Annotated in this window: 25 protein-coding genes; 22 read left to right on the forward strand and 3 right to left on the reverse strand. The window is 28.0% G+C overall.

Annotated elements, in window-relative coordinates; genetic code table 11:
- Nucleotides 1-19: 19 nt before the first annotated feature.
- The 11 genes from KGF38_RS13070 (at nt 20) to KGF38_RS13120 (ending at nt 9,747) form a co-directional block, all read left to right on the forward strand.
- Nucleotides 20-1,015 carry an isocitrate/isopropylmalate dehydrogenase family protein gene (locus KGF38_RS13070; RefSeq protein WP_074179211.1) on the forward strand — a complete coding sequence of 332 codons (996 nt, stop codon included), beginning with the start codon at nt 20-22 and terminating at the stop codon, nt 1,013-1,015.
- 214 nt (nt 1,016-1,229) lie between these two features.
- Nucleotides 1,230-1,679 (forward strand): MarR family winged helix-turn-helix transcriptional regulator, encoded by a 450-nt coding sequence (locus tag KGF38_RS13075; protein WP_074179212.1) that lies wholly within the window; start codon nt 1,230-1,232, stop codon nt 1,677-1,679.
- 25 nt (nt 1,680-1,704) lie between these two features.
- The gene (locus tag KGF38_RS13080; RefSeq protein ID WP_054269456.1) at nt 1,705-2,199 is read left to right on the forward strand and encodes a GNAT family N-acetyltransferase; all 495 of its coding nucleotides are present in this window, start codon (nt 1,705-1,707) and stop codon (nt 2,197-2,199) included.
- A gap of 96 nt (nt 2,200-2,295) precedes the next feature.
- Complete coding sequence (locus tag KGF38_RS13085; RefSeq protein ID WP_054269457.1) at nt 2,296-2,817, forward strand: nitroreductase family protein; 522 nt, start codon at nt 2,296-2,298, stop codon at nt 2,815-2,817.
- Between the two features lie 188 nt (nt 2,818-3,005).
- Nucleotides 3,006-3,317, forward strand: a complete 312-nt coding sequence (locus KGF38_RS13090; RefSeq protein WP_054269458.1) for a helix-turn-helix domain-containing protein — start codon at nt 3,006-3,008, stop codon at nt 3,315-3,317.
- Between the two features lie 27 nt (nt 3,318-3,344).
- The gene (locus tag KGF38_RS13095) at nt 3,345-4,040 is read left to right on the forward strand and encodes a CPBP family intramembrane glutamic endopeptidase (RefSeq protein ID WP_054269459.1); all 696 of its coding nucleotides are present in this window, start codon (nt 3,345-3,347) and stop codon (nt 4,038-4,040) included.
- A gap of 234 nt (nt 4,041-4,274) precedes the next feature.
- Nucleotides 4,275-5,159, forward strand: coding sequence for a fumarylacetoacetate hydrolase family protein (locus KGF38_RS13100; protein WP_074179213.1), 885 nt, complete (start codon nt 4,275-4,277; stop codon nt 5,157-5,159).
- A gap of 98 nt (nt 5,160-5,257) precedes the next feature.
- Entirely contained in the window at nt 5,258-6,433 is a 1,176-nt protein-coding gene (locus KGF38_RS13105) for a phosphoribosylaminoimidazolecarboxamide formyltransferase (protein ID WP_054269461.1), read from the forward strand.
- Nucleotides 6,434-6,551: 118 nt separating this feature from the next.
- Nucleotides 6,552-7,406, forward strand: coding sequence for a hypothetical protein (locus KGF38_RS13110; protein ID WP_054269462.1), 855 nt, complete (start codon nt 6,552-6,554; stop codon nt 7,404-7,406).
- Nucleotides 7,407-7,449: 43 nt separating this feature from the next.
- Nucleotides 7,450-8,706, forward strand: coding sequence for a glycosyltransferase family 4 protein (locus tag KGF38_RS13115; RefSeq protein WP_074179214.1), 1,257 nt, complete (start codon nt 7,450-7,452; stop codon nt 8,704-8,706).
- Nucleotides 8,707-8,805: 99 nt separating this feature from the next.
- Nucleotides 8,806-9,747 carry a cell wall-binding repeat-containing protein gene (locus KGF38_RS13120; protein WP_054269464.1) on the forward strand — a complete coding sequence of 314 codons (942 nt, stop codon included), beginning with the start codon at nt 8,806-8,808 and terminating at the stop codon, nt 9,745-9,747.
- A 125-nt stretch (nt 9,748-9,872) separates the two neighbouring features.
- Here the strand turns inward: KGF38_RS13120 and KGF38_RS13125 are convergent, their stop codons facing one another.
- On the reverse strand, nt 9,873-10,226 hold the full coding sequence (locus KGF38_RS13125; protein ID WP_074179215.1) for a GIY-YIG nuclease family protein: 354 nt from the start codon (nt 10,224-10,226) through the stop codon (nt 9,873-9,875).
- 279 nt (nt 10,227-10,505) lie between these two features.
- Here KGF38_RS13125 and KGF38_RS13130 point away from each other — a divergent pair, with 279 nt between their 5' ends.
- The 5 genes from KGF38_RS13130 (at nt 10,506) to KGF38_RS13150 (ending at nt 15,339) form a co-directional block, all read left to right on the forward strand.
- Nucleotides 10,506-11,417, forward strand: a complete 912-nt coding sequence (locus tag KGF38_RS13130) for a CGNR zinc finger domain-containing protein (RefSeq protein ID WP_176702491.1) — start codon at nt 10,506-10,508, stop codon at nt 11,415-11,417.
- A 245-nt stretch (nt 11,418-11,662) separates the two neighbouring features.
- Nucleotides 11,663-12,097, forward strand: coding sequence for a DUF6323 family protein (locus tag KGF38_RS13135; protein WP_054269467.1), 435 nt, complete (start codon nt 11,663-11,665; stop codon nt 12,095-12,097).
- 22 nt (nt 12,098-12,119) lie between these two features.
- The gene (locus KGF38_RS13140) at nt 12,120-13,631 is read left to right on the forward strand and encodes a DUF6179 domain-containing protein (protein ID WP_074179216.1); all 1,512 of its coding nucleotides are present in this window, start codon (nt 12,120-12,122) and stop codon (nt 13,629-13,631) included.
- Between the two features lie 81 nt (nt 13,632-13,712).
- Complete coding sequence (locus KGF38_RS13145) at nt 13,713-15,080, forward strand: M20 family metallopeptidase (protein ID WP_074179217.1); 1,368 nt, start codon at nt 13,713-13,715, stop codon at nt 15,078-15,080.
- A gap of 34 nt (nt 15,081-15,114) precedes the next feature.
- Nucleotides 15,115-15,339 (forward strand): NifU family protein, encoded by a 225-nt coding sequence (locus tag KGF38_RS13150; protein WP_054269470.1) that lies wholly within the window; start codon nt 15,115-15,117, stop codon nt 15,337-15,339.
- Nucleotides 15,340-15,455: 116 nt separating this feature from the next.
- On the opposite strand, the gene KGF38_RS13155 is transcribed toward KGF38_RS13150, so the two are convergent.
- Nucleotides 15,456-15,854, reverse strand: coding sequence for an HsmA family protein (locus tag KGF38_RS13155; RefSeq protein ID WP_054269471.1), 399 nt, complete (start codon nt 15,852-15,854; stop codon nt 15,456-15,458).
- A 2-nt stretch (nt 15,855-15,856) separates the two neighbouring features.
- Nucleotides 15,857-16,300 carry a MarR family winged helix-turn-helix transcriptional regulator gene (locus KGF38_RS13160; protein ID WP_407812408.1) on the reverse strand — a complete coding sequence of 148 codons (444 nt, stop codon included), beginning with the start codon at nt 16,298-16,300 and terminating at the stop codon, nt 15,857-15,859.
- Between the two features lie 317 nt (nt 16,301-16,617).
- On the opposite strand from KGF38_RS13160, the gene KGF38_RS13165 reads away from it, so the two are divergent.
- The 6 genes from KGF38_RS13165 to KGF38_RS13190 all read left to right on the forward strand — a co-directional run bounded on the left by KGF38_RS13165 (nt 16,618) and on the right by KGF38_RS13190 (nt 24,907).
- Nucleotides 16,618-17,604 carry an ABC transporter permease gene (locus tag KGF38_RS13165; protein ID WP_074179219.1) on the forward strand — a complete coding sequence of 329 codons (987 nt, stop codon included), beginning with the start codon at nt 16,618-16,620 and terminating at the stop codon, nt 17,602-17,604.
- The gene (locus tag KGF38_RS13170) at nt 17,588-18,499 is read left to right on the forward strand and encodes an ABC transporter permease (protein ID WP_074179220.1); all 912 of its coding nucleotides are present in this window, start codon (nt 17,588-17,590) and stop codon (nt 18,497-18,499) included. The genes KGF38_RS13165 and KGF38_RS13170 overlap by 17 nt, the downstream gene beginning before the upstream one ends.
- A gap of 112 nt (nt 18,500-18,611) precedes the next feature.
- A complete protein-coding gene (locus KGF38_RS13175; RefSeq protein ID WP_074179221.1) occupies nt 18,612-20,180 on the forward strand; it encodes an ABC transporter substrate-binding protein in 1,569 nt (522 codons plus the stop codon).
- A gap of 74 nt (nt 20,181-20,254) precedes the next feature.
- Nucleotides 20,255-21,280 (forward strand): ABC transporter ATP-binding protein, encoded by a 1,026-nt coding sequence (locus KGF38_RS13180; protein ID WP_054269475.1) that lies wholly within the window; start codon nt 20,255-20,257, stop codon nt 21,278-21,280.
- Nucleotides 21,273-22,217, forward strand: a complete 945-nt coding sequence (locus KGF38_RS13185; protein ID WP_054269476.1) for an ABC transporter ATP-binding protein — start codon at nt 21,273-21,275, stop codon at nt 22,215-22,217. The genes KGF38_RS13180 and KGF38_RS13185 overlap by 8 nt, the downstream gene beginning before the upstream one ends.
- Before the next feature lie 212 nt (nt 22,218-22,429).
- Nucleotides 22,430-24,907, forward strand: coding sequence for a sigma-54-dependent transcriptional regulator (locus KGF38_RS13190; protein ID WP_227832448.1), 2,478 nt, complete (start codon nt 22,430-22,432; stop codon nt 24,905-24,907).
- Nucleotides 24,908-24,976 lie beyond the last annotated feature (69 nt).

Here is a 24,976-nt window from a genome sequence, read left to right on the forward strand (position 1 = left end):
TGAAAAGAGGGAATATTTAATGTATAAAGTGACACTTATACCAGGAGATGGAATAGGACCAGAAGTTGCGAAAGCTATGAAAAAGGTAGTAGAAGCTACTGGGGTAGAAATAGAATGGGAAGAAGTTAATGCAGGAGAGGCAGTTATTGAAGAATATGGTACTCCACTTCCTGAATATATTATAGATAGTATAAAAAAGAACAAAATAGCTATAAAGGGTCCAATCACTACTCCTGTAGGGAAAGGATTTAGAAGTGTAAATGTGACTCTAAGACAGGCATTAGATTTATATGTTAATTTAAGACCAATTAAAAGTTTTAAAGGCATCAAATCAAGATATGAAGATGTTGATTTAGTAGTTGTAAGAGAAAATACAGAAGACTTGTATGCTGGAATAGAGCATAAAATAGGTGATTACGCAGCTGAAAGTATAAAGATAATAACAAGAGGTGCAAGTGAAAGAATAGTTGATTTCGCATGTAACTATGTTAAAGATAATAAAAGAAAAAAAGTTACAGCTATACATAAGGCAAATATAATGAAAATGTCTGATGGATTGTTCTTAGATGTATTTAGAGAAGTAGCATCAAAACATGATGTAGAGTATGATGATTTGATTGTAGATGCAGCAGCTATGAACTTAGTTTTGAATCCAGAAAATTATGATGTAATGGTAATGCCGAATCTTTATGGAGATATACTATCTGATTTAGGTGCTGGGCTTGTTGGAGGTCTAGGTATAATTCCAAGTGCAAATATTGGTAAAGATTGTGCTATATTTGAAGCTGTTCATGGAAGTGCTCCACAAATAGCTGGTCAAAATAAAGCTAACCCAACAGCGCTTATTCAATCATCAGTAATGATGCTTAGATACTTAGGTGAGTATGAAATTGCACAAAAGATAGAAACAGCTTTAGAAAAGGTATTTCTTGATGGAAGTAAATTAACTGTGGATTTAGGTGGTTCAGCCTCAACTACAGAGTTTGCAGATGAAGTGTGTAAATACATTGGATAGATGATGTTTATAATAAAAATATAATGTATATTAAAAGAGAGCTGTTAATTGTTTTAGAGACGATTAACAGCTTTTAAGTTTGTCATTATTTAATAAATAGAAATAATAATATTAAAAAATCTATTTTTTTAATTGAACTTTCAACCAATATATGGTAATATTTAAATAAAGTTGAACTTTCAACTAAAAATAAATACATTTATTGGAGGTGTGTTTGATTAAACATTTAGAAAGTAATATATTAAGAGAAGTAGGGGCTTTATCTAGAGCTGTAAATTCTATAAATGATATAAAGTACAAGGAATTAAAGTTGCAAAAAGGACAATTTACATTTTTGACACGAATCTGTGAAAATCCTGGTATGAACCTTGTTGAATTATCGAATATGTTGAAGGTAGATAAGGCTACAACAACCAAAGCAATACAAAAACTAATAAAAGCAGGATATGTAGATAAAAAGCAGGATGAGTTTGACAAAAGAGGGTATAATTTAACTCCTACTGATAAATCTTTAGAAGTTTATGAGCTGATAATTGAAGAAGAAAATAGAAGTATAGAGATGTGTTTTGAAAATTTTACAGAAGAAGAAAAACAAATGGCAACTAAAGTATTAGAAAAAATGAGCAAGAATGTGGAAAAAGAATGGTTTAAAGTAAAGAGATAGCAAATTAATATAAGGAGATATTTTTATGATTAGAAAAGCTAATATGAATGATTTAGAAAAAATTATGAAAATTATAAAAGCAACAGTAGAAGAAATGAAAGATTATAATAATACACAATGGGATGAAAATTATCCATCAGATAAAGACTTTGTTTCAGATATTAAGAAACAAGATTTATATGTAGATGAAATAGATGGAGATGTAGCTGGATTTATATGTCTTAACTATGAGGAGCCAGAGGAATATGTAGATTTAAATTGGTCTTCTAATAAAAAAGCTATGGTAATACATAGAATGGCCGTAAATCCAAGTTTTAGAAAGAAAGGAATAGCATCTAAATTAGTTGACTTTGCAGAAAAATTAGCTGAGGAAAATAGTGTATCATATTTAAAAAGCGATACATATTCAATAAATTCAAAAATGAATGCATTTCTTACAAAGTGTGGCTTTATTAAAATTGGGGAAATGAGTTTCTTAGGAAAGGAGAAATCTTTCTATTGTTATGATAAAATATTATAAAAGTATTTATCATATAAGGAATAGATGATATATTTTCAATGCTAATGGGCATGTTAGATAGATTTAGTGTATGATATTATGAAAGGGATGGTTTAGATGATAGAACTTCTAAAGAGAAGAAGAAGTATCAGAAAGTATAAAAATATTGAAGTAGAAAAAGAAAAACTAGATAAAATATTAAAAGCTGCTCTTTTATCGCCATCATCAAAAGGTCTTAGAACGTGGGAATTTATAGTGGTAAATGATAAAGAGAAGTTAATTAACTTATCTCAATGCAGAACTAAAGGTGGTGGATTTTTCTTAAAAAATGCACCTCTAGCTATTGCAATTATTGGAGATAAAGAAAAAAATGATGTTTGGATAGAGGATGCAAGCATTGCTGCATCATATATACAACTTCAAGCTCATGAATTAGGATTAGGTTCTTGTTGGGTACAAGTTAGAAACAGGATGCATGATGATGATATAGAAGCTGATAAGTATATTAGAGAAGAACTTAAAGTACCTGATAAGTACAGTGTAGAATGTATAATTTCTATAGGATACCCTGATGAAGAAAAGAAAGCATATAGTGACTCTGATTTGGAGTATGAAAAGGTTCATTTTAATAAGTTTTAGTGTATAATGTGTTGTATTAAGACATTATATTTTTTGATATTGTTAATATATACTTAAAATTGTAAAAATATATCTGAATTTTACTAACTTATCTAGTGGTTATGTACAAGGATTTTAGAGATAAATATAGAAATTAATGTTTATAATCGATACATAACTTGAGTAACAAAATCTAAGGAGGTTAAAATATGGGTATATTTAAAACAAAAATTGATGAGGACTGGAAAGTAAACTACATTAAAGAATTTAATGAAATGAGAGATTCTTATGAGAGTAAACTTCAAAAAAAACAGTTTGAGGTAGAAAGTTTAAAATCCGAATTGGATAGACTAAGAAGTTACAAAAATAGTCTTAAGCCAAAAGAAAAGCAAATTACTGATGATGATATAAACAATATAAAGAATTTAAGAAGAGATGGCTTAAGTTATAAAGAAATTTCAAATGAAACAAGTTGGAGTAAAGCAACTGTAAGTAGAGTATTAAATGGACTTTACGATTAGCATATACATGGGGTGATTTAAATTGGGATGAAGTATAGTTATAAAAAATGTATAATAGATTCTATTTTATTGATGTTTATAGTTCAAATATTGAGGATGATTTTGAATTATGTACTTCTAAGTCAATTTGAATTTACCCTTGAAAATTTTAATATTATAAACTTAATTTCTTTTACATTAGTTGGTTTATCATTAATTCTATTTTTAAATGATAATTCTTTGTATAACAAAATAAGAAATAGAAAAATCACAGAAGCTTTTAAAGAAAATAAAAATAATCTACTTATTAAAAAATTTAAGCTAATATTTTTTATAGTAGTTTTGTCTTTGGCAATAGTATCAACCTATTGTAGAGAAGGCTATTTATTCTTTAACATAACTATGATGATTTTGTCTGTATTGATAGTTCCTGTATTTGAAGAGTTGTTTTTTAGAGAGTATCTGTGGAATTATCTAAGTAATTTTATAAAGTCAAAGAGTAAAATTATATGTATAACATCTATATTGTCAGGGATTTATAATATAGGATATATGGATGTTATAAGAAATTATATAATTTTGTATAATAATTCTAGTTATACATTTGAAGTAATTATCTCAAAAATTATGATAGGTACCGTTTTTGGTATTATACTTGGGATTGTTAAATCAAGATTCAAAGATGTAGGTCTTTGTGTACTATTGAGAAGTCTATTTGCTATATTTATTAGACAGATAATTTAATTAAATAGAGTGGATGTTTTATAAGGTTGATTTAAAATTAATTTTAAATCAACCTTATTTTATTTATCTTTTATAGAGAAATTGTGTAAAAATATTTAATAAATCTCATGAAATTATTTGAATATTTTTAAAATACATAAATATATATTGACATATAAATATTATCTATTACAATTTATATAAACTGATAAAAATTAAATAATATTAATCAACTTATTGAATGGAGGAATAAAAATGAAATTTGTGACTTTTTGTAGTAGTAATGAAGAAAAAATAGGTGTATTTAATTCAGAAACAAATAGTATATATGAAATAAATAGTTTAGGGTTAAGTAGAATCTATATGGATATGAATGATTTTATTGAAAATGTATCTACAGAAGAGTTAGAAACAATAAAGAAGAATTCATTTGAAAATGTTAAGTGTTATAAATTAGAAGAAGTGAAATTATGTTCTCCAATTGTAAGCCCTAAAAAAGATATAATATGTTTAGGTCTTAACTATAGAGACCATGTCAATGAAATCCCAGATGGAGTTATAAAAAATGTAGTTATGCCAGATTATCCAATTTATTTTTCTAAGAGAGCAGATAAAATAATTGGAGTGGATGATAAGATAAGCTTACATGGAGATTTGGTTGAAAAGTTGGATTATGAATCAGAACTTGCAGTAATTATAGGCAAAGAGGGTATAAACATATCAAAAGAAGATGCCTATGAATATATATTTGGATATACAATAGTGAATGATATAAGTGAAAGAGCACTTCAAGATAAACATGTTCAATGGTTTAGAGGTAAAAGTTTAGATACACATACATCTATGGGACCTTGCATAGTACATAAAGAAGAATTTGAACATCCTTTAAAATTGGATATAAGCAGTGTAGTAAATGGAGAAGTAAGACAAAATTCTAATACAGAATACTTTATATTTGATATACCTACTGTAATAAGTGACTTATCAAGAGGTATGACTTTAAAACCAGGAGATATAATTTCAACTGGGACTCCAGCTGGTGTAGCTATGGGAATGAATCCTCAAGTATATCTAAAACATGGTGATGTAGTTAAATGTAAAGTCGAAGGGATAGGTGTTTTAAAAAATATAGTTGATTAATGGATAAATATGCCATATAATTTTATTAGTACGAATAATTTAATTAATATGTAATTAATCAAATTTATGATTAATTTATTATAGAGAGGGATGAGTATATGGCAAGAGAACTAGAACTAAAGTATGGCTGTAATCCAAATCAAAAACCATCAAAGATTTATATGAAAAATGGAGAACTTCCTATAGAAGTGTTAAATGGGAAGCCTGGATACATAAACTTTTTAGATGCATTTAATAGTTGGCAACTTGTAAAGGAATTAAAAGAAGCTACAGGTCTTCCAGCAGCAACTTCATTTAAACATGTTAGTCCAGCAGGTGCAGCAGTAGGAGTACCTTTATCAGATACTTTAAAGCAAATATATTTTGTTGATGATTTAGAGCTTTCTCCATTAGCTTGTGCTTATGCAATGGCAAGAGGAGCAGATAGAATGTCTTCTTATGGTGATTTTATAGCACTTTCAGATATATGTGATAAAGAAACTGCAACTATTATAGCAAGAGAAGTTTCTGATGGTGTTATAGCTCCAGGGTATACAGACGAAGCTCTTGAGATATTAAAAGGAAAACGTAAAGGAAACTATAATATTGTAAAAATAGATGAAAATTATACTCCTGAGCCTATTGAGACAAAGGATGTTTATGGAATTACTTTTGAACAAGGTAGAAACGAAATATTAATAAATGAAGACCTATTAAAAGACATTCCAACTGATAACAAAATTTTTACAGATAGTGCAAAACGTGATTTAATTATAGCTTTAATAACACTTAAATATACACAATCAAATTCTGTTTGTTATGCTAAAGATGGACAAGTAATAGGAGTAGGTGCAGGTCAACAATCACGTATTCATTGTACTAGACTTGCGGGTAATAAAGCTGATATTTGGTATCTTCGTCAACATCCTAAAGTATTAAATTTAAAATTTAAAAAGGACATAGGTCGTCCAGATAGAGACAATACTATTGATGTATATCTTTCTGATGATTATATGGATGTGCTTGCTGATGGGATATGGCAAACTTTATTTGAAGAAAAACCAGAGCCTTTAACTGGAGAAGGAAAAAGAGCATGGCTTAAAACTTTAACAGGAGTAGCACTTGGTTCAGATGCATTTTTCCCATTTGGAGATAATATAGAAAGAGCAAAAAGAAGTGGAGTAAGCTTTATAGCACAGCCTGGTGGTTCTATTCGTGATGACAATGTTATATTAACTTGTAATAAATATAATATAGTTATGGCTTTTACTAAAAATAGATTATTCCATCATTAAAATATAAAGCAAATATAGATTAAATTAAAATCTACAACAAGTTTTGTTGTAGATTTTTTTATTTACTGTATAATTTTAAATAGAACTTTATTTTTAGATATTCAATTTGGAGGTTGATATGGCTTTAAATATAAGAGACTATAGCCTATTATGTAGTCAAGGAACAGCTAAATTTAATGAAGATGTGGTTGGCATAAATCCATTTGGCGCATGGGTTTTAGATGGTGCTACAGGACTTAATGGAAAAAACTTAATATCGAATGAAAGTGATGCGAGATGGTATGTTCAGTGGTGGAATAGGTACCTATATAAAAACATAAGCAGAGAAGAATCATTAAAGAGTATTGTTAATAGTGGAATAATAGAGGTAAAAAAAGAGTATGAGCTAAGATTAAATGGGATAAAGGTAGAAAAATTAGATTTGCCATCGAGTTCTATAGCTATCGTAAAATTCCATGAAAATAAGGTAGAGTATTTTTTATTAGGAGATTGTGCATTGTTCATTAAAAATGGTGATTCAAAAGTTATAAAGGATAGAAGTATTTGTAAGTTTGATAATATCGTATTTGATGAGATGAGTAAACTTCCTAACTTGGAAGAAATGACATTTGATGAGATTAAAGCTAGTGTTATGGATACAATAGTAAGCAATCGATTGAAGAAAAATACAAAAGATGGATATTGGATATTGGATTTTGATGAGGAAGCTGTAAAAAATTCTATATATGGATACCTTGAAATAAAAAAAGATTTTCAATTGATGTTGACAAGTGATGGTTTTACAAGTGCATGTGATAGATATAATCTCATAAAAGAAGAAGAATTAATACGTATAGCAGAAAAATTTGGTATAGGATATATACACAATAAGGTAAGAGATTTTGAGGATAACGATTATAAAGCAGTTAAAGTTCCACGATTTAAAGTAAAAGATGATTCGTCTTGCTTATATTTAGATATATATAATGATTAAACTTTATGAAACTATTTAATTTTAGAAGGGAGGTAGATAAAAAATGAAAATTCTTCATATAATAACACAAAAACCAAATAGCACAGGTAGTGGTATATACTTATCTGGCATGATAAAAGGTTTTGAAAAGGTAGGTTACAGGCAAGCTGTAATTGCAGGGGTAGATGTGAATGATGATGTAAATTGTTTTCCAGATGATGTAAGCTTTTATCCAGTAAAGTATAATTGCGGAGAATTAAATTTTCCTGTTGTAGGCATGAGTGACTCCATGCCATATGAAAGTACAAGATATAGAGATTTAAATATAGACATGATAAACAGATTAAAACATCAATTTAAAGTGAATATAGATAGGGTTATGAATGATTTTAAGCCAGATATTATAATATGCCACCATTTATATCTCTTAACTGCATTTGTTAGAGAGATTGTAAAAGATATAAAAGTAATGTCTATCTGTCATGGAACCTGTTTACGACAACTAAATACTATTGATTTAGAAAAAGAATATATAATATCAAATATAAGGAAACTGGACTTAATATTTGCTCTTCATGAAAATCAAAAATATGATATTATAAGGACTTTTGGCATAAGTGAAAGTAAAGTAGTTGTAATTGGTAGTGGTTATAATGATGATATATTTTATAACAAACACTATAAAAGAAAAGATGATAAAATAAAAAGAAAAGATGATAAAATAAAAATAGTATTTGCAGGTAAGATATGCAAATCAAAGGGACTAATTCCATTTATAAAAGCGATATCTAAATTAAAATATCATGAAGATTTAATAGAAGTTGATTTTGCAGGTACTGGAAGTGATATCGAATCATATAATGAGATAGTTAAACTTGCAAGCAAGTCTCCATTTAAGATGAATTTTCTAGGAAAATTGGAGCAGAGAGACTTAGCTGAACTATTTAATAGGTCACAGATATTTGTGTTGCCATCGTTTTATGAAGGATTACCAGTTGTTGTTTTAGAAGCTTTATCTTGTGGTACAGATGTGATTACTACTGATATTCTTGGTGTTAAAGAATGGATTGGAAGCGAGATTAATAACTCTGGAAAGATAGAGTATGTTCCTCTACCTTTTATGCAGAATGAAGGTATACCAAAAGAGGAAGAGTTGTATATATTTGAGAATAATCTGTATAATTCTATAGATACTAAAATACAATCTTTGTTAAATGACTCAAATGAGAGGACATCTATAGATATGTCGAAAAAAACTTGGGATGGTTTAGTATATAGGATGAATGAAGTTATTTTAATGGATGAAATCTGTTTGATTTAATATTATTTAATTTATAAAAAATGTAACTATTTTTACACTATTTTTAGGTGATTTTATATTATACTAGTACTAACTATATTTGTTTTAGGGAGGTAATTTATGAGGTTTAGTAAAAAGATATTAGCGTTAGGTATTTCAGCATTATTGTTAAGTGCTAGTTTTCCAGTATCAATAAATGCGCTAGATAAGATTGAAAATATTCAAGGGGTAGATAAATATGAGACAGCTGGGCTTATTTCAGATAAGCAAGATTTTACAACAGCAGTTTTAATTAACTCTGATTCTACGATGGTAGATGGTATCGCTGCTAGCGGTCTTGCAGGAGTAAACAATGCAGCCATTTTATTAACTAACAAGAATGATATACCAGAGGCAACATTGCAAAGATTAAATAGAGTTACTAAGATATATGTAATAGGTGGAGAGAATACTATAAGTAAAGATGTAGAAAAAATGTTACTTATGAGAAGAATGCAAGTTATAAGAATTGATGGAGTAGATAGAGTAGATACAAGTTATAAAATTGCAGGTGAAATAGAAAAAATCAAGAGTAGTGATAAGATGTTTTTAGTAAATGGATTTAAAGATGAAGCTGATGCAGTGAATGTTGCATCTGTTGCGTATAGAGATGGTTCTCCTATAATATTGACAAAAGATATAGCTTCAGCAGAAGAAGATACAGATTTAGACCCATTATTTGGTGTTTCTCCTGTTCCAGTGTATGCTATTGGAGGAGAGTCTACATTAAGCGATTACATAGTGAATAGATATAGAGCAACTAGAATTGGTGGTGTTGATAGATATCAAACTAATAAAAATGTAATTGAAAAGTTCTATAATGGAGCAAAAGAATTTTATGTAACAAGTGGAGATGATTTGGTTTATACACTAGTTGCATCACCACTTGCAAAAAATGTTCCTGTTGTATTGGTTTCAAATAAAAGTGATAAGAGTGTATTAAAGGGAGCTAATAAAGTAACAGCAATAGGTATAAGCGATAAGAATATTATAGAGCAGTGTCTGAATGCTGTAAAAAAGTAATATAATGTTATCAGTAAAGTGAATATATATTACAAAATTAGTATATTATTTATAGTGGTATAGGTTATTTAAGAAACGCATTTTGTTTAAAAGAAATGCGTTTCTTTACTTATATCACATAGTTTTTATATAGAATAAATTTCATAAGAATTATCTTCTTTTAACTTTTCCAACCAAACCATCTCTAAAATATCTAGTTCTTCTAAGTAGTCTTTTTCAGTTTTATTATCATCATGTTTTATAAGTTCTAAGATTTCGAATGTAAAAGCTTTTTCTCCATGTTTTTTCCAATCGTTATTTAAATCTTTTATCATACAGGACCCAGCACTAAGCTGAAATTTGAGGGAGTTAAATTTGCTTTTTATGTCATTGCTCTTTCCTAGGTAAATCTTCTTGGTAATATTGCTTTTTATTATAAATACTCCAGTGTCAAATTTCATTTCTTTATATAGTTGTTTTAATTCACGTTTTCTATCCATATTTTAGATTCCTCTTTTCATAATTTGTTTGTAATATGTAAATATAAAAATATATTACATATTAATTATAAAGAGATTGATTTCAGATGTAAATAGTTTTTATAAATTTAATTATGAGTTAATTGATATAAACAAGGTATTTTAGCCTGATAAGTTTAGTATATATTTTATATTATATAAATATAAAAGAATAGTTGACATAGTAAAAATTATAGAATAAACTTAGAATGTAATAGTAAATTATAATTAAATATTACATTGAGAGGAGGCATACCTATTATGAATAAAAAAATAGAATTAATAGGAAATTTTGCAAGTGACTGGATTAAATATAGTGATTATGAATATAAAATTACTGAAGAAGATGAATTATATATAGTTCCAACTGAAGATGCTGTATTTACTATGTATAATCCATTTGATGTCGCAGATGACATAATAGTAGACATAATTTGTATAGGACAAGAAGCATTGCAAGACATACCAAAAGAGACAAAAGAAATGAGATTAAAAAAAGAAGTACTTGAATTTGTAAAGAAATATGGATTATTGGGCTTAATTTATTCAAGTGTATATAATAGAGACATAGTTGGAGAAGAAAGAGTACTAATGATTGAAAAGAATTATATTACAAAGGATAATATATTGAGTACTGATGAATATGTAAATATGTTTATACCATTTGCAAGTGATGATGATGTGTATTTTAAGAAATACAGAAGAGGTATAGATGTATCAAAAAGAGAAGAGTCACCTAAGTTTTTTGGAAAGAGACCATTAATTTTAGATTTAGTATTTTCAAAGTTTTATACTGAACAATTAGACTGGATTGTAAGTTTTGCTAAAGATATGTGTAGACACTTTAATCAAGTTTGTGTATATAAAAACACATCCAATCTATTAACTGAAAGTGTTACTATCATGTCTGGAGGGTTTAATCCTCAAAAGATAGGTTTTTCCATAAGTCAATTGGATAAACCAACTATTGCGTGGGAATTTGATTCTTTGAAGACTGCAATTGAGACTATATATGCGTTCGCAATTACAAGTGAGCCTCCTTCTTTAAATAAATGTAAGTATTGTGGTAAAATTTATATTCCTACAAATTCCAAATCTCAATATTGTTCACCTTCTTGTAGAAATTGTTCAAATGTAAAGAAAAGTAGAAGTAGAGCTAAAAAAGATAAATAAATTAATAAAGATATCATTGCTTAGAGTTTAATTATAAATAACTGTAAAAAGGTAGTTATAGAAAATTATATATCTGAGTGATGGTATTTTTTTTGAAAAATTTGATTGAGATGTTAATTTTGAATTGACAAAAACTACTTATAATAATACTATTATAAGTAGTGAATGAAATAATTTATACTAATTTAAATATAACATAAAAACACGAAAAAGTCAATAGAAAAATAAAAAAAGGAGAATTTTAAATGATATCACCTATTATTTTGAGTTCTATGCACCAAGGCTTAAAAGAGATAGAAAGGAATGAATTGCTTGAAACTAATGAAGAATCTAAGGCGTATGGTTTAGCACTTTCAGAATCTGATGTAAAAGATATAATAACTTCAAGAAATTATACTTTAAAGGGATATGGCAGAATAGAGTTAGATATAAAAACTACAAAACAATTGATAGAAAACATATACAAATCACAGTTTACAAATATAAACGATTATTTAGAAACTATTAATGATATGCAAGAAATTTTTTATTATTTAAAAAATGAAACTGATGATAAGATATGTGATAATGAAATTATAGAACTACTAGATGAACTTTATGAAAAATTTTCAGGAAATCTAGATAATGTAAGAGGAGAAGCAGATGAATTCGCAAAAAAGTTTAAGTTTGGAGAAGTTTAATCTATGATAGGAGAGAGTAGCTATGTCAAATAATCTAAGCAATATTAATATAAATGAAAAAAATTTAATAAAAAATCAATATTCAATATCTTTGCTTAAGGAATGTCTAGATTGTAAATTAATAGACGAAAGAGAAGTATATAGCATACAGCAAGAAATATCTCTAATACTCATAGATTTAATTAAAAAATATACAAATGGTCAAAGTACATCAGTAAGGACAGAAGTTGCCGAAAAGTTGTTGATTTCATTATGGTATGCTATTGATGCATATATAAATAAGCTAGAAAATTTAGAAAAGAGAGTTGTAGAGCTGACTGCTAAAAATATAAAAAACATGTATCTAGAAGGTATTAAAATATTAGAAAATGATTTAATTGAGTTAGAGAGTTTTTATGAATTAATGATAAATAGAAAGTTAGATACCAACTCAATAGCCTATAATGATACTTTGGTAGAATTATCAAGTTTCTTTAAAAATTATGTTATAAAATTTGAAGCTCATGACATTCCAGTGAGTATAGATTATCCATTGGCATTAGACGATATGGATGTTCAAGGTATCTATTATGTAAAGAATTATATCGAGAGTATAGACATAGAAAATAGGTTTTGTAATTTATTTAAGAAGAAAGATAGAGAAAAATTATTTTATGATTATGGAGTGACTTATAAAATAGATTGTGATGTTATACTTATAAATTTATTTGAACTTATTATAAACAATTGTATTTTTTCTACGATTTTAGGCAATGAACCAACTAATTTAGAGATTTCAGAATATGAATATGAGTTTTTAGAAAGACAATTTAAAAGCATGTACAATAATAATGTTGAAGATGAAGTTATAGATTATGAAGAAAATAATATAATTGAACTGATTCAGGTGGATAATAATTTAAATTATAATGATTTTGAAGAAATTAATAGAGAAATTAGGAAAAATAAAAAGATAACATCATTACTTATGAAAGCAATTGAAGTGCTGATAAAAAGATTAAACATAGAAGATGAAGTAATGATAAGATATATTAAAAGATATGAAAATATATTTATTGAATCTGTGCTGGGGTCAATAAGGGATGATATTTTTAAAGGTATGATAACTGTAAGTAGTAGTAAAAATGAGTCTTTAGAGAATTATATTATTGATGATGAAAGTAAATTAGATGATGAATCATTTAGAGAGGTATTCAATAAAATATTAGATAGTACATCTATAGTTGAAAAAATAAAGATAATAAAGGAAAATATTAATGCAAAAAAAGATTTTATTGATATCCTAGAAGCTGAATGCTTATTTGAAGAAGAGTATTTAATGCTATTTTCAGAATTAAGCGAATTGGAATTGGCAATATTGGGTAGTGTTGTATTTTATGAAGATATGAGAATGAAAGAAATCAATTTATTAGAGTTTTTAGTAAGTAAGAAATCTGAAACTACATCATGGAAGATTGAATATATTGATTTTATGAAGAAACAAAATGAAGGTAAGATACATTCTATAGAAAAATATATGAAACAAATTAATTAACAAAAAATTATGAATAAATAGAATGTTAGTATATAATATAATCTGTAAAGTATATCAAAATACATATATCTGGAGGGAATTATGAAAGAGTATATCATAAATAACATTGAAGAAATAAGAGAAGAGCTAATAGATTTGTCTAAAAAAGTATGGGAAAATCCAGAACTAGCTTTTGAAGAAAAGTATGCAAGTAACATTCAAAAAGAATACCTAAAATCAAAGGGGTTTGAAATTGAAGAAGTAGAAAATTTACCTACTGGATTTATAGCGAGTTTTGGAAAAGGTAAACCAGTGATTGGAATACTTGGAGAATATGATGCTTTACCAGAGTTATCACAATCTGTAAGTACAGAAAGAAATCCATTGGTAGAAGGTGAAGCAGGTCATGGATGTGGTCATAATCTATTAGGTGTAGCAGGGGTAGGAGCTGTTGTTTCTATAAAAAAATTAATAGAAGAAAATAAGTTTAATGGTACAATAAAATATTTTGGTTGTCCTGCTGAAGAAGAAGGGGGAGGAAAGACTTTCATGTGTGTAAATGGATGTTTTGATGATGTAGATTGTGCATTTACATGGCATCCTTTTGATATAAATGCACCTTGGCGAGGTGGAAGTCTAGCAAACTTATCTATTAAATTCAAGTTTAAAGGAATAACAGCACATGCAGCACAAGCTCCACATAATGGTAGAAGTGCACTTGATGCTGTTGAAATTATGAATGTTGGAGCAAATTATTTGAGAGAGCATGTGATTGACTCTATAAGAATGCACTATGTTATAACTAATGGTGGTGGAAGACCTAATGTAGTTCCTGGTTTTGCTGAAAGCTGGTATTTTATTAGAGGTAAAAAAGCAAAGGATGCAGAGCATGTTCTTGATAGATTAGTAAAAGTAGCACAAGGAGCAGCTATGATGACAGAAACTGAAATGGAGTATACAGTTACAGATGGAATATATGATTATATACCAAATCAATGTCTGACTGATTTAGTTTACAATAATATGGTTTTTGTTGGTTGTCCTAAAGCTACTCCTGAAGAAGAAGAATTTGCAAAAAAATTATGTGATACTCTTACTAGAGAGGAAAGACTGGGTGTAGCAACATCATTCCAAAATGATAAATCTATTGTAGATAGTTATATACATCAGAGGATAGCTGATGGAGATAAAGATAAAGGGCTAGCAGGTTCTACTGATGTTGGAGATGTAAGTTATGTTATACCAGTGGCTCAGTTTGCAATGGCAGCATGGCCTGTTGGAATTGCAAGTCATACATGGCAGTCATGTTCATCAGCAGGTTCAAGTATGGGATTTTCTGCTATGATAAATTCAGCTAAAGTGTTGGCTTGTAGTGCTTATGATGTATTTATGAATACTGAAATTATTGATGAAGCAAAAATAGAATTTGATAAATCATTGGATGGACAAAAATTTAAACCATTGGTATAATCTTGATAATAAAATATTTCTGGGGGGAATAATTATGAGAGAAAAAATTGAAAAAGTACTTGAAGAAAAGATAAAACCAGTATTACAAAGAGATGGTGGGGATGTAGAGCTTATAGATGTAAATGAAAATGGAGTAGTTTTAGTTAAACTACAAGGTGCATGTAGTGGATGCCCAGGGGCAACTATGACAATAAAAGCTATTATTGAAAATGTTTTAGTTAGTGAAGTTCCAGGAGTAACTCAAGTATTAGGTGTTTAATAAATAGATTTTATATATAAGTGTACATAAATCAATTTAAAAAGTGATGTATAAAAAGTGTGTAAGTGTATATTTAATTTCTTACACACTTTTTTTTATATTCTATTATACATCCATTATCCAGCCATGCCAATAAACATACCTATAAAGTATGGAATTAACCATATAGCCCACACAACTATACTAAACTTGTGGAAGAATTTTTTCTTTTCTTCATCATCTTTGTATAGAACAAAAGTAGCCCAACCTGCATGAAAAAGCATAAGCACGATTGCAAGAAGACCTGTTATACTATGAAGGCTTTGAGATAAAGCGGATTTTACATAGAATGTGTTACTATTAGCTATGTTACTCATGGTAAAGGTTCCTAATGTATCAAATATCAAACCAAGCCAAAATATGATTACATGTTTCTTCTTTAAAATTTTAGCCTTTCTTTCTCCAAATACACCTATAGTGTAGAAAATTAATGCTGATGTTATAAATACTATTGCAAGTATTAATTTAGAATTCATAATTATCTCTCCTTTATCTTTGTTAATATATTTCTAAGATTTTTTACTAAGTCATTTAATTCTTGTTCATCACAGTTTTTAAATATATCATTAAAACTTTCTTGCATTTTAGTTTTAAAGTTTGTTGCAAATTCAAGCCCTGTCTTCGTGAACTTAACATATGTATTTCTTTTATCCTCAGATTTTTTGAATTTTTCTATATAGCCAATATGTTCTAGTCTGCTGATTATACCTGAAACTGTACCTTTAGCTAGAGACATTTCATCACATAATTGTGATATTGTAAGTTCTTGATTATGAGCTATCAGCTTTATAACTATAATCTGTTGATGTGTTAATCCATTTTCTTTAAAATTTTCTTCTACTGTGTACATAGTTTTAGAATAGAGTTCTTTTAAAAGCATAGCTATTCTAAAACAATCATAATTAGTTTTCAATAAAATCACCTCTTAAATGGTTTGCATAGAAACCAATATAATATAATTTATCAATATAGTCAACCTAAAAATTTATGATTTTATAATAAACGCTAGAAAATAGAACATAAAAATTTTATTTTAGGTATAAATAAAACAATTTGATGAAATTTTAACAATTTTTAAAAAGTTTGTTTACACAGTTAATAAATGATGCTAAAATTAATTCATAGATAAATATTGAAAATTTAATTTGTTTAATGATAATAGAACCACGAAGGTTTTAACGTTACTTGACGTTTACTTTTATGTGGTTTTTTTTATTGCAACAAAGGGGGAATAGGGGTTTGTTAAAGGATATACTTAAAAAGTTGTTGCAGTTTATTTTAGTAATGTTTTTATTATCTTTTGTTGTTTTTTACATGGCAAGACTTGCTCCAGGAGACCCATTAATATCTTACTATGGAGATGGTGTAGAAAGAATGAGCATTCAGGAAAAAGAAAATGCTATGAAAAAACTTGGTTTGGATAAACCAATATATAGCCAATATATAAAATGGATTTCGGATGCGTCAAAAGGAGAATTTGGAATTTCATTTAAATATAAACAAAATGTTACTTCTGTTATAAATGATGTCTATATAAATACCATAATATTAGGTGGTTCAGGGTATATACTTACCTTTGTGCTAGCCTTATTGTTAGGAATATTTTGTACACTACATGAAGATAAGCTCATTGATAGAATTATATGTAAGCTAGGAACAATAACCAACTGTATTCCATCATTTTGGGTTGCTTTAGTACTTATACTTATATTTAGTATAAACTTAAGTGTACTTCCAAGCAGTGGTGCCTATGCAATGGGAGAAGAAAGCAACATATTAAGTAGGGTATCACATCTAATCTTACCTCTTACAGTACTTATATTAAGTCATTTATGGTATTACACATATATGATAAGGAATAAATTGCTAGAAGAAATAAGAGAAGATTATGTACTGTTATGTAAGGCAAAAGGTTTAAATAATAGAACCATTGTTTTTAAGCATTGCCTGAGAAATATAATGCCATCGTATATCAGTATAATGGCCATTTCAATACCTCACATATTGGGAGGAACTTATGTAGTTGAAAAAGTTTTTTCTTATCCAGGGTTAGGAACTCTTTGTTTTGAAAGTGCAAAGTATCATGATTATAATATGTTATTAGTTTTATGTTTAATAACAGGGGCTTTAGTAGTATTTGGTAATATGCTAGCTCAAATTATAAACAATAAAATAGACCCTAGAATGAAATATGATAGAGGTGATACTAATGAAGCCACAATGTAGTGATTTTGAAATTGTAGGAGAAAATTATATTTTAGTAGAAGAAGAGGAACATATAGAAAAAAGGAAAACCTTATTTGAAAAAATTAAAGAATTACCATATATATCAATTATAATTTTATCAATTATAGTTATTGGAAGTGTATTTTCATCTTTTATAATGACACATAAACCAACATACATGGATTTAGTAAGCTCTAACTTAGCTCCAAATAAAACTTTTTTATTTGGAACAGACTCAATGGGTAGAGATATATATTCTATGATATGGTATGGAGGAAAAATATCTTTATTTATAGGATTGTTTTCTACCATAATATCAACTGCTATAGGAATTATTTATGGAAGTATAAGTGGTTTAGCGTCCGAACTTGTAGATGATGCAATGATGAGATTTACAGAGATTATACTTAGTATACCTTCAATATTAATCATAATATTTGTACAGGCTATACTTGGAAATTCAAATCCAATATCTATGTCTATAGTAATAGGTATAACGAGCTGGATGAATATATCTAAGATTGTAAGAACAGAGGTTAGACAAATAAGAAATAGCGAATATATACTAGCAGCTAAAAGTATGGGAGGAGGATTCTTCTATACATTAAAACAGCACTTACTTCCAAACTTTGTAGCATCGATAATGTTTATGGTTGTAACAAACATAGGTGCAGCTATTGGGACTGAATCAACACTTAGTTTTTTAGGTATAGGTCTTCCAATAGAAATTGTTTCTTGGGGAAGTATGTTATCTTTATCAGAAGAAGCATTACTTTCAAATAGATGGTGGATTATACTTATTCCAGGTATGTTTTTGGTTACTACATTAGTGTGTATAACTAATATAGGGAATTATGTAAGAAAAAATAATAATAAAAAATCTAGTAATTTATAAATCAGCATTTGAGCACTAAATAAACAAATACTGAGGTATTTGAAATATCTATTTAAATAAATGGGGTCAAAGCTTTGAAAAATACTTTATAAAAAGCAAAAGGGGGAGCATCATGAAATTAAAGAAGTTAAAAGTTTTAAGTTTAGTAATGATACTTAGTCTAATGGCAGGTTGTTCTAGTGGAGGAGACAAAGATAAAAAAGCAGATACATCTAAAGATGGAAAGGTACTTGTTTATGGAAGTAATGACTATACAAGTATAAATCCTGCACTATATGAACATGGAGAAATAAATTCATTAATATTTAATGGATTAACAGCTCATGATGAAAACAATAAAGTAGTTCCTTGTCTAGCAAAGGACTGGAAATTTGATGAGGCAACAAATACATATACTTTTAATTTAAGAGATGATGTTAAGTGGCATGATGGAGAGAAATTTACAGCAAATGATGTTAAGTTTACAATAGAAACTATAATGAAGCCAGACAATGCTTCTGAAATAGCATCAAATTATGAAGATATAACAAAAATTGATGTAGTTAATGATACTACTATAAAAATTACTTTAAAAGCTCCAAATACAGCAATGCTTGATTATTTGACAGTAGGAATATTACCAAAACATGCATTAGAAGGTAAAGATATAACTACTGATGAATTTAATCAAAAACCAATAGGAACTGGACCATTTAAACTTGAAAAATGGGATAAAGGTCAAAGTATAACACTTGTTAAAAATAGTGATTATTTTGTAAAAGAGCCAGGTTTAGATAAAGTAGTATTTAAAATCGTTCCAGATGATAAGGCTAAAGCAATGCAATTGAAATCAGGAGAATTAGACTTAGCTCAAGTAACTCCTAAAGACATGTCTAACTTTGAAAAAGATGAAAAGAACTTTAAAGTAAATATAATGAAAACAGCAGACTATAGAGGTATATTGTACAATTTTAACTCTAAGTTCTTTAAAGATGAAAAAACTAAAGGATTACCAAATGCTTTAAGTTATGCAATAGATAGAAAAGCAATAGTTGATAGTGTGTTATTAGGGCATGGTGTGCCAGCATATTCACCTTTACAAATGGGACCATATAACAACCCTGATATAGAAAAGTTTGAATATAATCCAGAAAAAGCTAAACAAGAAATTGAAAAGCTAGGATGGAAGTTAGGTTCTGATGGAATTTATGAAAAAGAAGGTACTAAACTAGCTTTTGAAATAACAGCAGGTGAGAGTGACCAAGTTAGAGTTGATATGGCTAAAATATGTGCACAACAGTTAAAAGAAATAGGCGTGGATGCTAAAGCTGTGGTTGTAACTGAAACAGATTGGGCTAATCAAGATGCTCATTTAATCGGTTGGGGAAGTCCATTTGACCCAGATGACCACACATATAAAGTGTTTGGAACAGATAAAGGTGCAAATTACAGTGCTTACTCTAATCCTGCCATAGATAAAATACTTCAAAAAGCAAGAGAGACAGAAAATAAAGATGAAAAATTAAAATTATATAAACAATTCCAAGAAGAAATGACTAAAGATATGCCTTACACATTTATTGCTTATATAGATGCAATCTATGTTGGAAAACCAAATATCAAAGGGCTAACACCTGATACAGTTCTAGGTCATCATGGTGTAGGTATATTCTGGAACATAGCTGATTGGACAATTGAATAACATTTAAATTAATTAGAAACCTTAGGGATATAAATACATCCCTAGGGTTTGAATAGCATAGGGGTTGATGGTTTTTGGAACATTTATTGGAGGTTAATAATCTATCTGTAAGTTTTAAAGTAGAAGAAGGAGAAGTGCAGGCTGTAAGAAATGTATCTTTTAATCTAAAAAAAGGTGAAACACTTGCTATAGTTGGAGAATCTGGTTGTGGGAAATCAGTATTATGTAAGAGTTTGATGAGGATACTCCCATATAATGGATATATTAAAAATGGAGAAATTTTATTTAAATCAAATGACTTGGTTAAAAACTCTGAAAAAGAGATGGAGTCTATCAGAGGGAAGAATATATCAATGATATTTCAAGACCCTATGACATCTCTTAATCCAACTATATCAATAGGAAAGCAAATATCAGAAACTATAGTGATTCATCAAGGTATAAGTAAAAGTGAGGCTAAAAAAAGGGCTTTGGAACTTATTGAATTGGTTGGAATAGATAATCCAGAAAAAAGATTTAAACAATTTCCACATCATTTTTCTGGTGGAATGAGACAACGTATAGTAATAGCTATAGCACTTGCTTGTAATCCAGAAGTATTGATTGCTGATGAACCTACAACAGCTCTAGATGTAACTATACAAGCTCAAATAATTGACCTAATAAAAGATTTACAAGATAAGATAGGTCTATCAATAATATTTATAACTCATGATTTAGGTGTAGTTGCAACTATAGCTAATAGAATAGCAGTCATGTATGCAGGAAAGATTGTAGAAATTGGAACAGTAGAAGATATATTTTATGACCCTAGGCATCCATATACTTGGGGCTTGTTAGGCTCATTACCTACTTTAGATTCACAGGATGATTATTTATATAATATACCTGGAATGCCCCCAAACTTATTGAATCCTCCAAAAGGAGATGCATTTGCAGTAAGGAATAAAAATGCTCTTAAAATAGATTATGAAAAAGAACCACCAATGTTTAAAATTAATGATACACATAGTGCAGCAACTTGGTTATTGCATCCAGATGCACCTAAAGTAGATATACCAGTTAGAGTAAATTGTGGAAGGGTGATTTCTAATGAATAGAGAAAAAATACTAGAAATAAAAAACTTAAAACAATATTTTCATTTGGATAAAAGTACTACTGTAAAAGCTGTTGATGATATAAGTTTTGATATATATAAAGGCGAGATATTTGGATTAGTAGGAGAGTCAGGTTCAGGAAAATCCACAACTGGCAAAACTATAATAAGATTACATGAATCTACTGGTGGAGAAGTAATTTACAAAGGAAATTGTATCTCAGATAAAAAAACGTATAAATTTATAAAAAAAGATGTAAATAAAAGCATGCAGATTATTTTTCAAGATTCTACTTCATCATTAAATCCACGTATGACAATTGCAGATATAATTTCAGAACCACTAAAAATTCAAGGTGTCTGTAAAAATAAAACAGAGAGAATGAATAAAGTATATGAGATGTTAAATCTAGTTGGACTTGATAGAAGTTATGCAAATAAGTATCCTTCTGATTTTTCAGGTGGACAAAGACAGCGTATTGGCATAGCACGAGCTCTTTCAGTAGACCCAGAATTTATAATAGCTGATGAACCTATAGCTTCTTTAGATGTATCTATACAAGCGCAAATTGTAAATTTATTTAAGAAATTACAACAAGAAAAGAATTTAACTTGTTTATTTATAGCTCATGATTTATCTATGGTGAGACATATTAGTGACCGTATAGGAGTTATGTATAATGGAAAATTAGTAGAATTAGCAAGTTCAAATGAATTATATAATAATCCTATTCATCCATATACAAAATCTTTACTTTCTGCGATTCCTATTCCTGACCCTAAATATGCTAAGTCAAGAAATAGAGTAGAGTATAATTCTAATGTATGTGACTGTTTAAATGAGAAGTCATTGAGTTGGATTGAAGTTTCAGATGGTCATTTTGTATATTCTTCTAAATCAGAGATAAATAAATATCAAGAAAATTTAAAAGTTGTTTAGTATAAAGTCACTCTAAGTAATGACTAGTTGTTTTAACTGTGAATTAAAAGCCTGTTTTTGGATAAATTTTAGAACCATTCCAAAAATAGGTTTTTTTATTCCCGTTTTTCAAATATAATAAAATTAAAAACAACAAAAATATATTATTCATAAGATAAAATAAAATTTAAGAATAGATTAATAAGAGATTACAAATGTGGGGGGAGGTTGTAATGATATATAAGAAAGATAAAGTAATGGAAGTTTTAAAAGCATTATATAGGGAAAATGGAAAAGGAATTACAGCTAATCGATTATCAGAAAAAACTGGAATTGCAAGAAACAATATAAGTACATATTTGAACCAATTGTTCAATGAAGGTATGGTTACAAAGATAAAAGGAAAACCAGTATATTATGTTCCTGCAAATGTTAGTATTAATGAAGAAGAGTTGCTTGATATAGAAAAAGAAATAAAAATAGAAACTAAAATAAAAAAAGATAGTTTTGAAACCTTAATAGGTAAAACGCAAAGTTTAAGACCTATAATAGAAAAATGTAAAGTTGCAATGCTCTATCCTACAAATGGACTCCATACCATTATCTATGGAGAAACAGGAGTAGGAAAAAGTATGATTGCTAGGTACATGTATGATTATTCTATAGATAGTGGAATTAGAGAAGATAAAGCACCCTTTATAACATTTAACTGTGCAGATTATGCAAATAACCCACAATTACTTATGGGACATGTTTTTGGAGTGGAACAAGGTGCTTACACAGGAGCAGAATCTTCAAGAAAGGGACTTTTAGAAATTGCAAATGGAGGGATATTATTTTTAGATGAAATTCATAGATTACCAGCAGAAGGTCAAGAGATGTTGTTTACTTTTATAGATAAGGGAACATTTAAAAGGTTAGGAGATGCGACTAAGGAAAGAGAGTCTGAGGTATTAATAATATGTGCTACTACAGAAAATCCAACATCAACACTGTTAGATACATTTAATAGAAGAATACCTATGAAAATAGAAATACCTTCATTGAGAAATAGAACCATGATTGAAAGAATGGAATTAGTTAAAAACTTTTTTAAGCAAGAATCAAAAAGTATTTCTATTTCTATAAAAGTACATAGGGAAATAATTAAATCATTACTACTTTATGATTGTAAAAATAATGTAGGTCAACTTCAAAATGATATAAAGTTAGCTGTTGCAAATGGATACTTAAGATATAAAATAAACAATAAAGAACCAATTTATATAGAGAAAAAATACTTTGATAAGTCGATAAATGAAGTGAATGATGATTATAGAGATAAGTCTATTAAAGCAGATGAAGTTATAACACATGGAATAGAATTCTTTTTATTTACACCATTTGGGGAAGAAGAAATTATTAACTATAATATGAACATTATTAATGCAGTAAATTCCAATCTTAATGAGTCTGTAGAAATGAATATAGCAGATAACTCATTATTTAATGATGTTAAGTTTAAAAATATGTGTAAAGTAATAAGACAAATTATTAAGGAAGATGAAGAAATAAATATAAATGAATCAATATTTAGGTCAATGGCAATATACATAAAAAATGTATTAGATAAAAATAATTCTACAAACAATATAGACTTAAATCAAATTAGAAGAAATAATAGAAGTGAATTTAGGACAGCCTTGAAAATAGTTGGAATAATTGAGAATGAATTTGATTTATTTTTATCTATAGAAACTGTAGCATATATTACATTATTTATAGTACAAGCTAAACAAGATGAGCAAAATAAAATAATGAATAACTTTAATATCATAGTTACAATGCATGGGGAAACTACAGCAAGTAGTATGGTGAAAGCAGTTAGTGATATTATTGGAGAATGTAATGCTATTTCATTTGATATGAAGTTGGATAAAAGTTATGAAAGAGTAATTATAGATTTTAAAAGATTGATTAATAACATAGACAATAAAGATATACTACTATTTACAGATATGGGCTCATTAAATTCTTTTGATGAAATTATAAAAAATGAAAAAAAGTGTGATGTAAGAGTAGTTCCTATGGTGACCACATTAACTGTGTTAGAAGCAGTTCAAAAAGCTAACATGGGGCTATCATTAAATGATGTATATAATTCCATTGTCAATACAAGAAAGTACTATTTTGGAGCTAATGAAATTCAAAATAAAGAAAACTTATCTAAAACAATTATTATAGCATCGCATGTTTCAGAAGGTGTAGATAACAAGACAAGAAAAATACTAGAAGAAAAAATGAATAGGTATTTAGATGGAATAGATATTATATCTGTACCATATAAAACAGAAAAAGATTTAAGTTTAAATATTGCAAAACTAAAAGAAAGCAGTAATGTTGTAGCATTAATCAATGAACAAAGAATTAATGTTAAAGGGATTGACTATGTCAGCAAAAAAGATATAGATAAAGATGAAAATATAAATAAATTAAAAAATATTATAAAGATAAGTATTGGTTATGATGATGTAGTTGAAGGACTAAGAACATCTTTAAAAAATTCTAATTATAATAGAATATTTAAGGATATAAAATCTGTGTCTGATGAGCTATTTTTGATATTTAATGTAGAAAAAAAATATGACAAAGTAATTGGGCTTATGATGCATTTGGCTTTCATGGTAGATGGATTAATTGGAAATACTAGAGCAATTGAACAGCTTGATTAAAAAATAGCTACGCACACTTGTGACTTTAGTCGTGAGTTAGTAGCTAAAATAGTCAGCATATAGGGAAAC

The sequence above is a fragment of the Clostridioides sp. ZZV14-6387 genome (assembly GCF_020657835.1).
GTDB lineage: Bacteria > Bacillota > Clostridia > Peptostreptococcales > Peptostreptococcaceae > Clostridioides > Clostridioides difficile_A.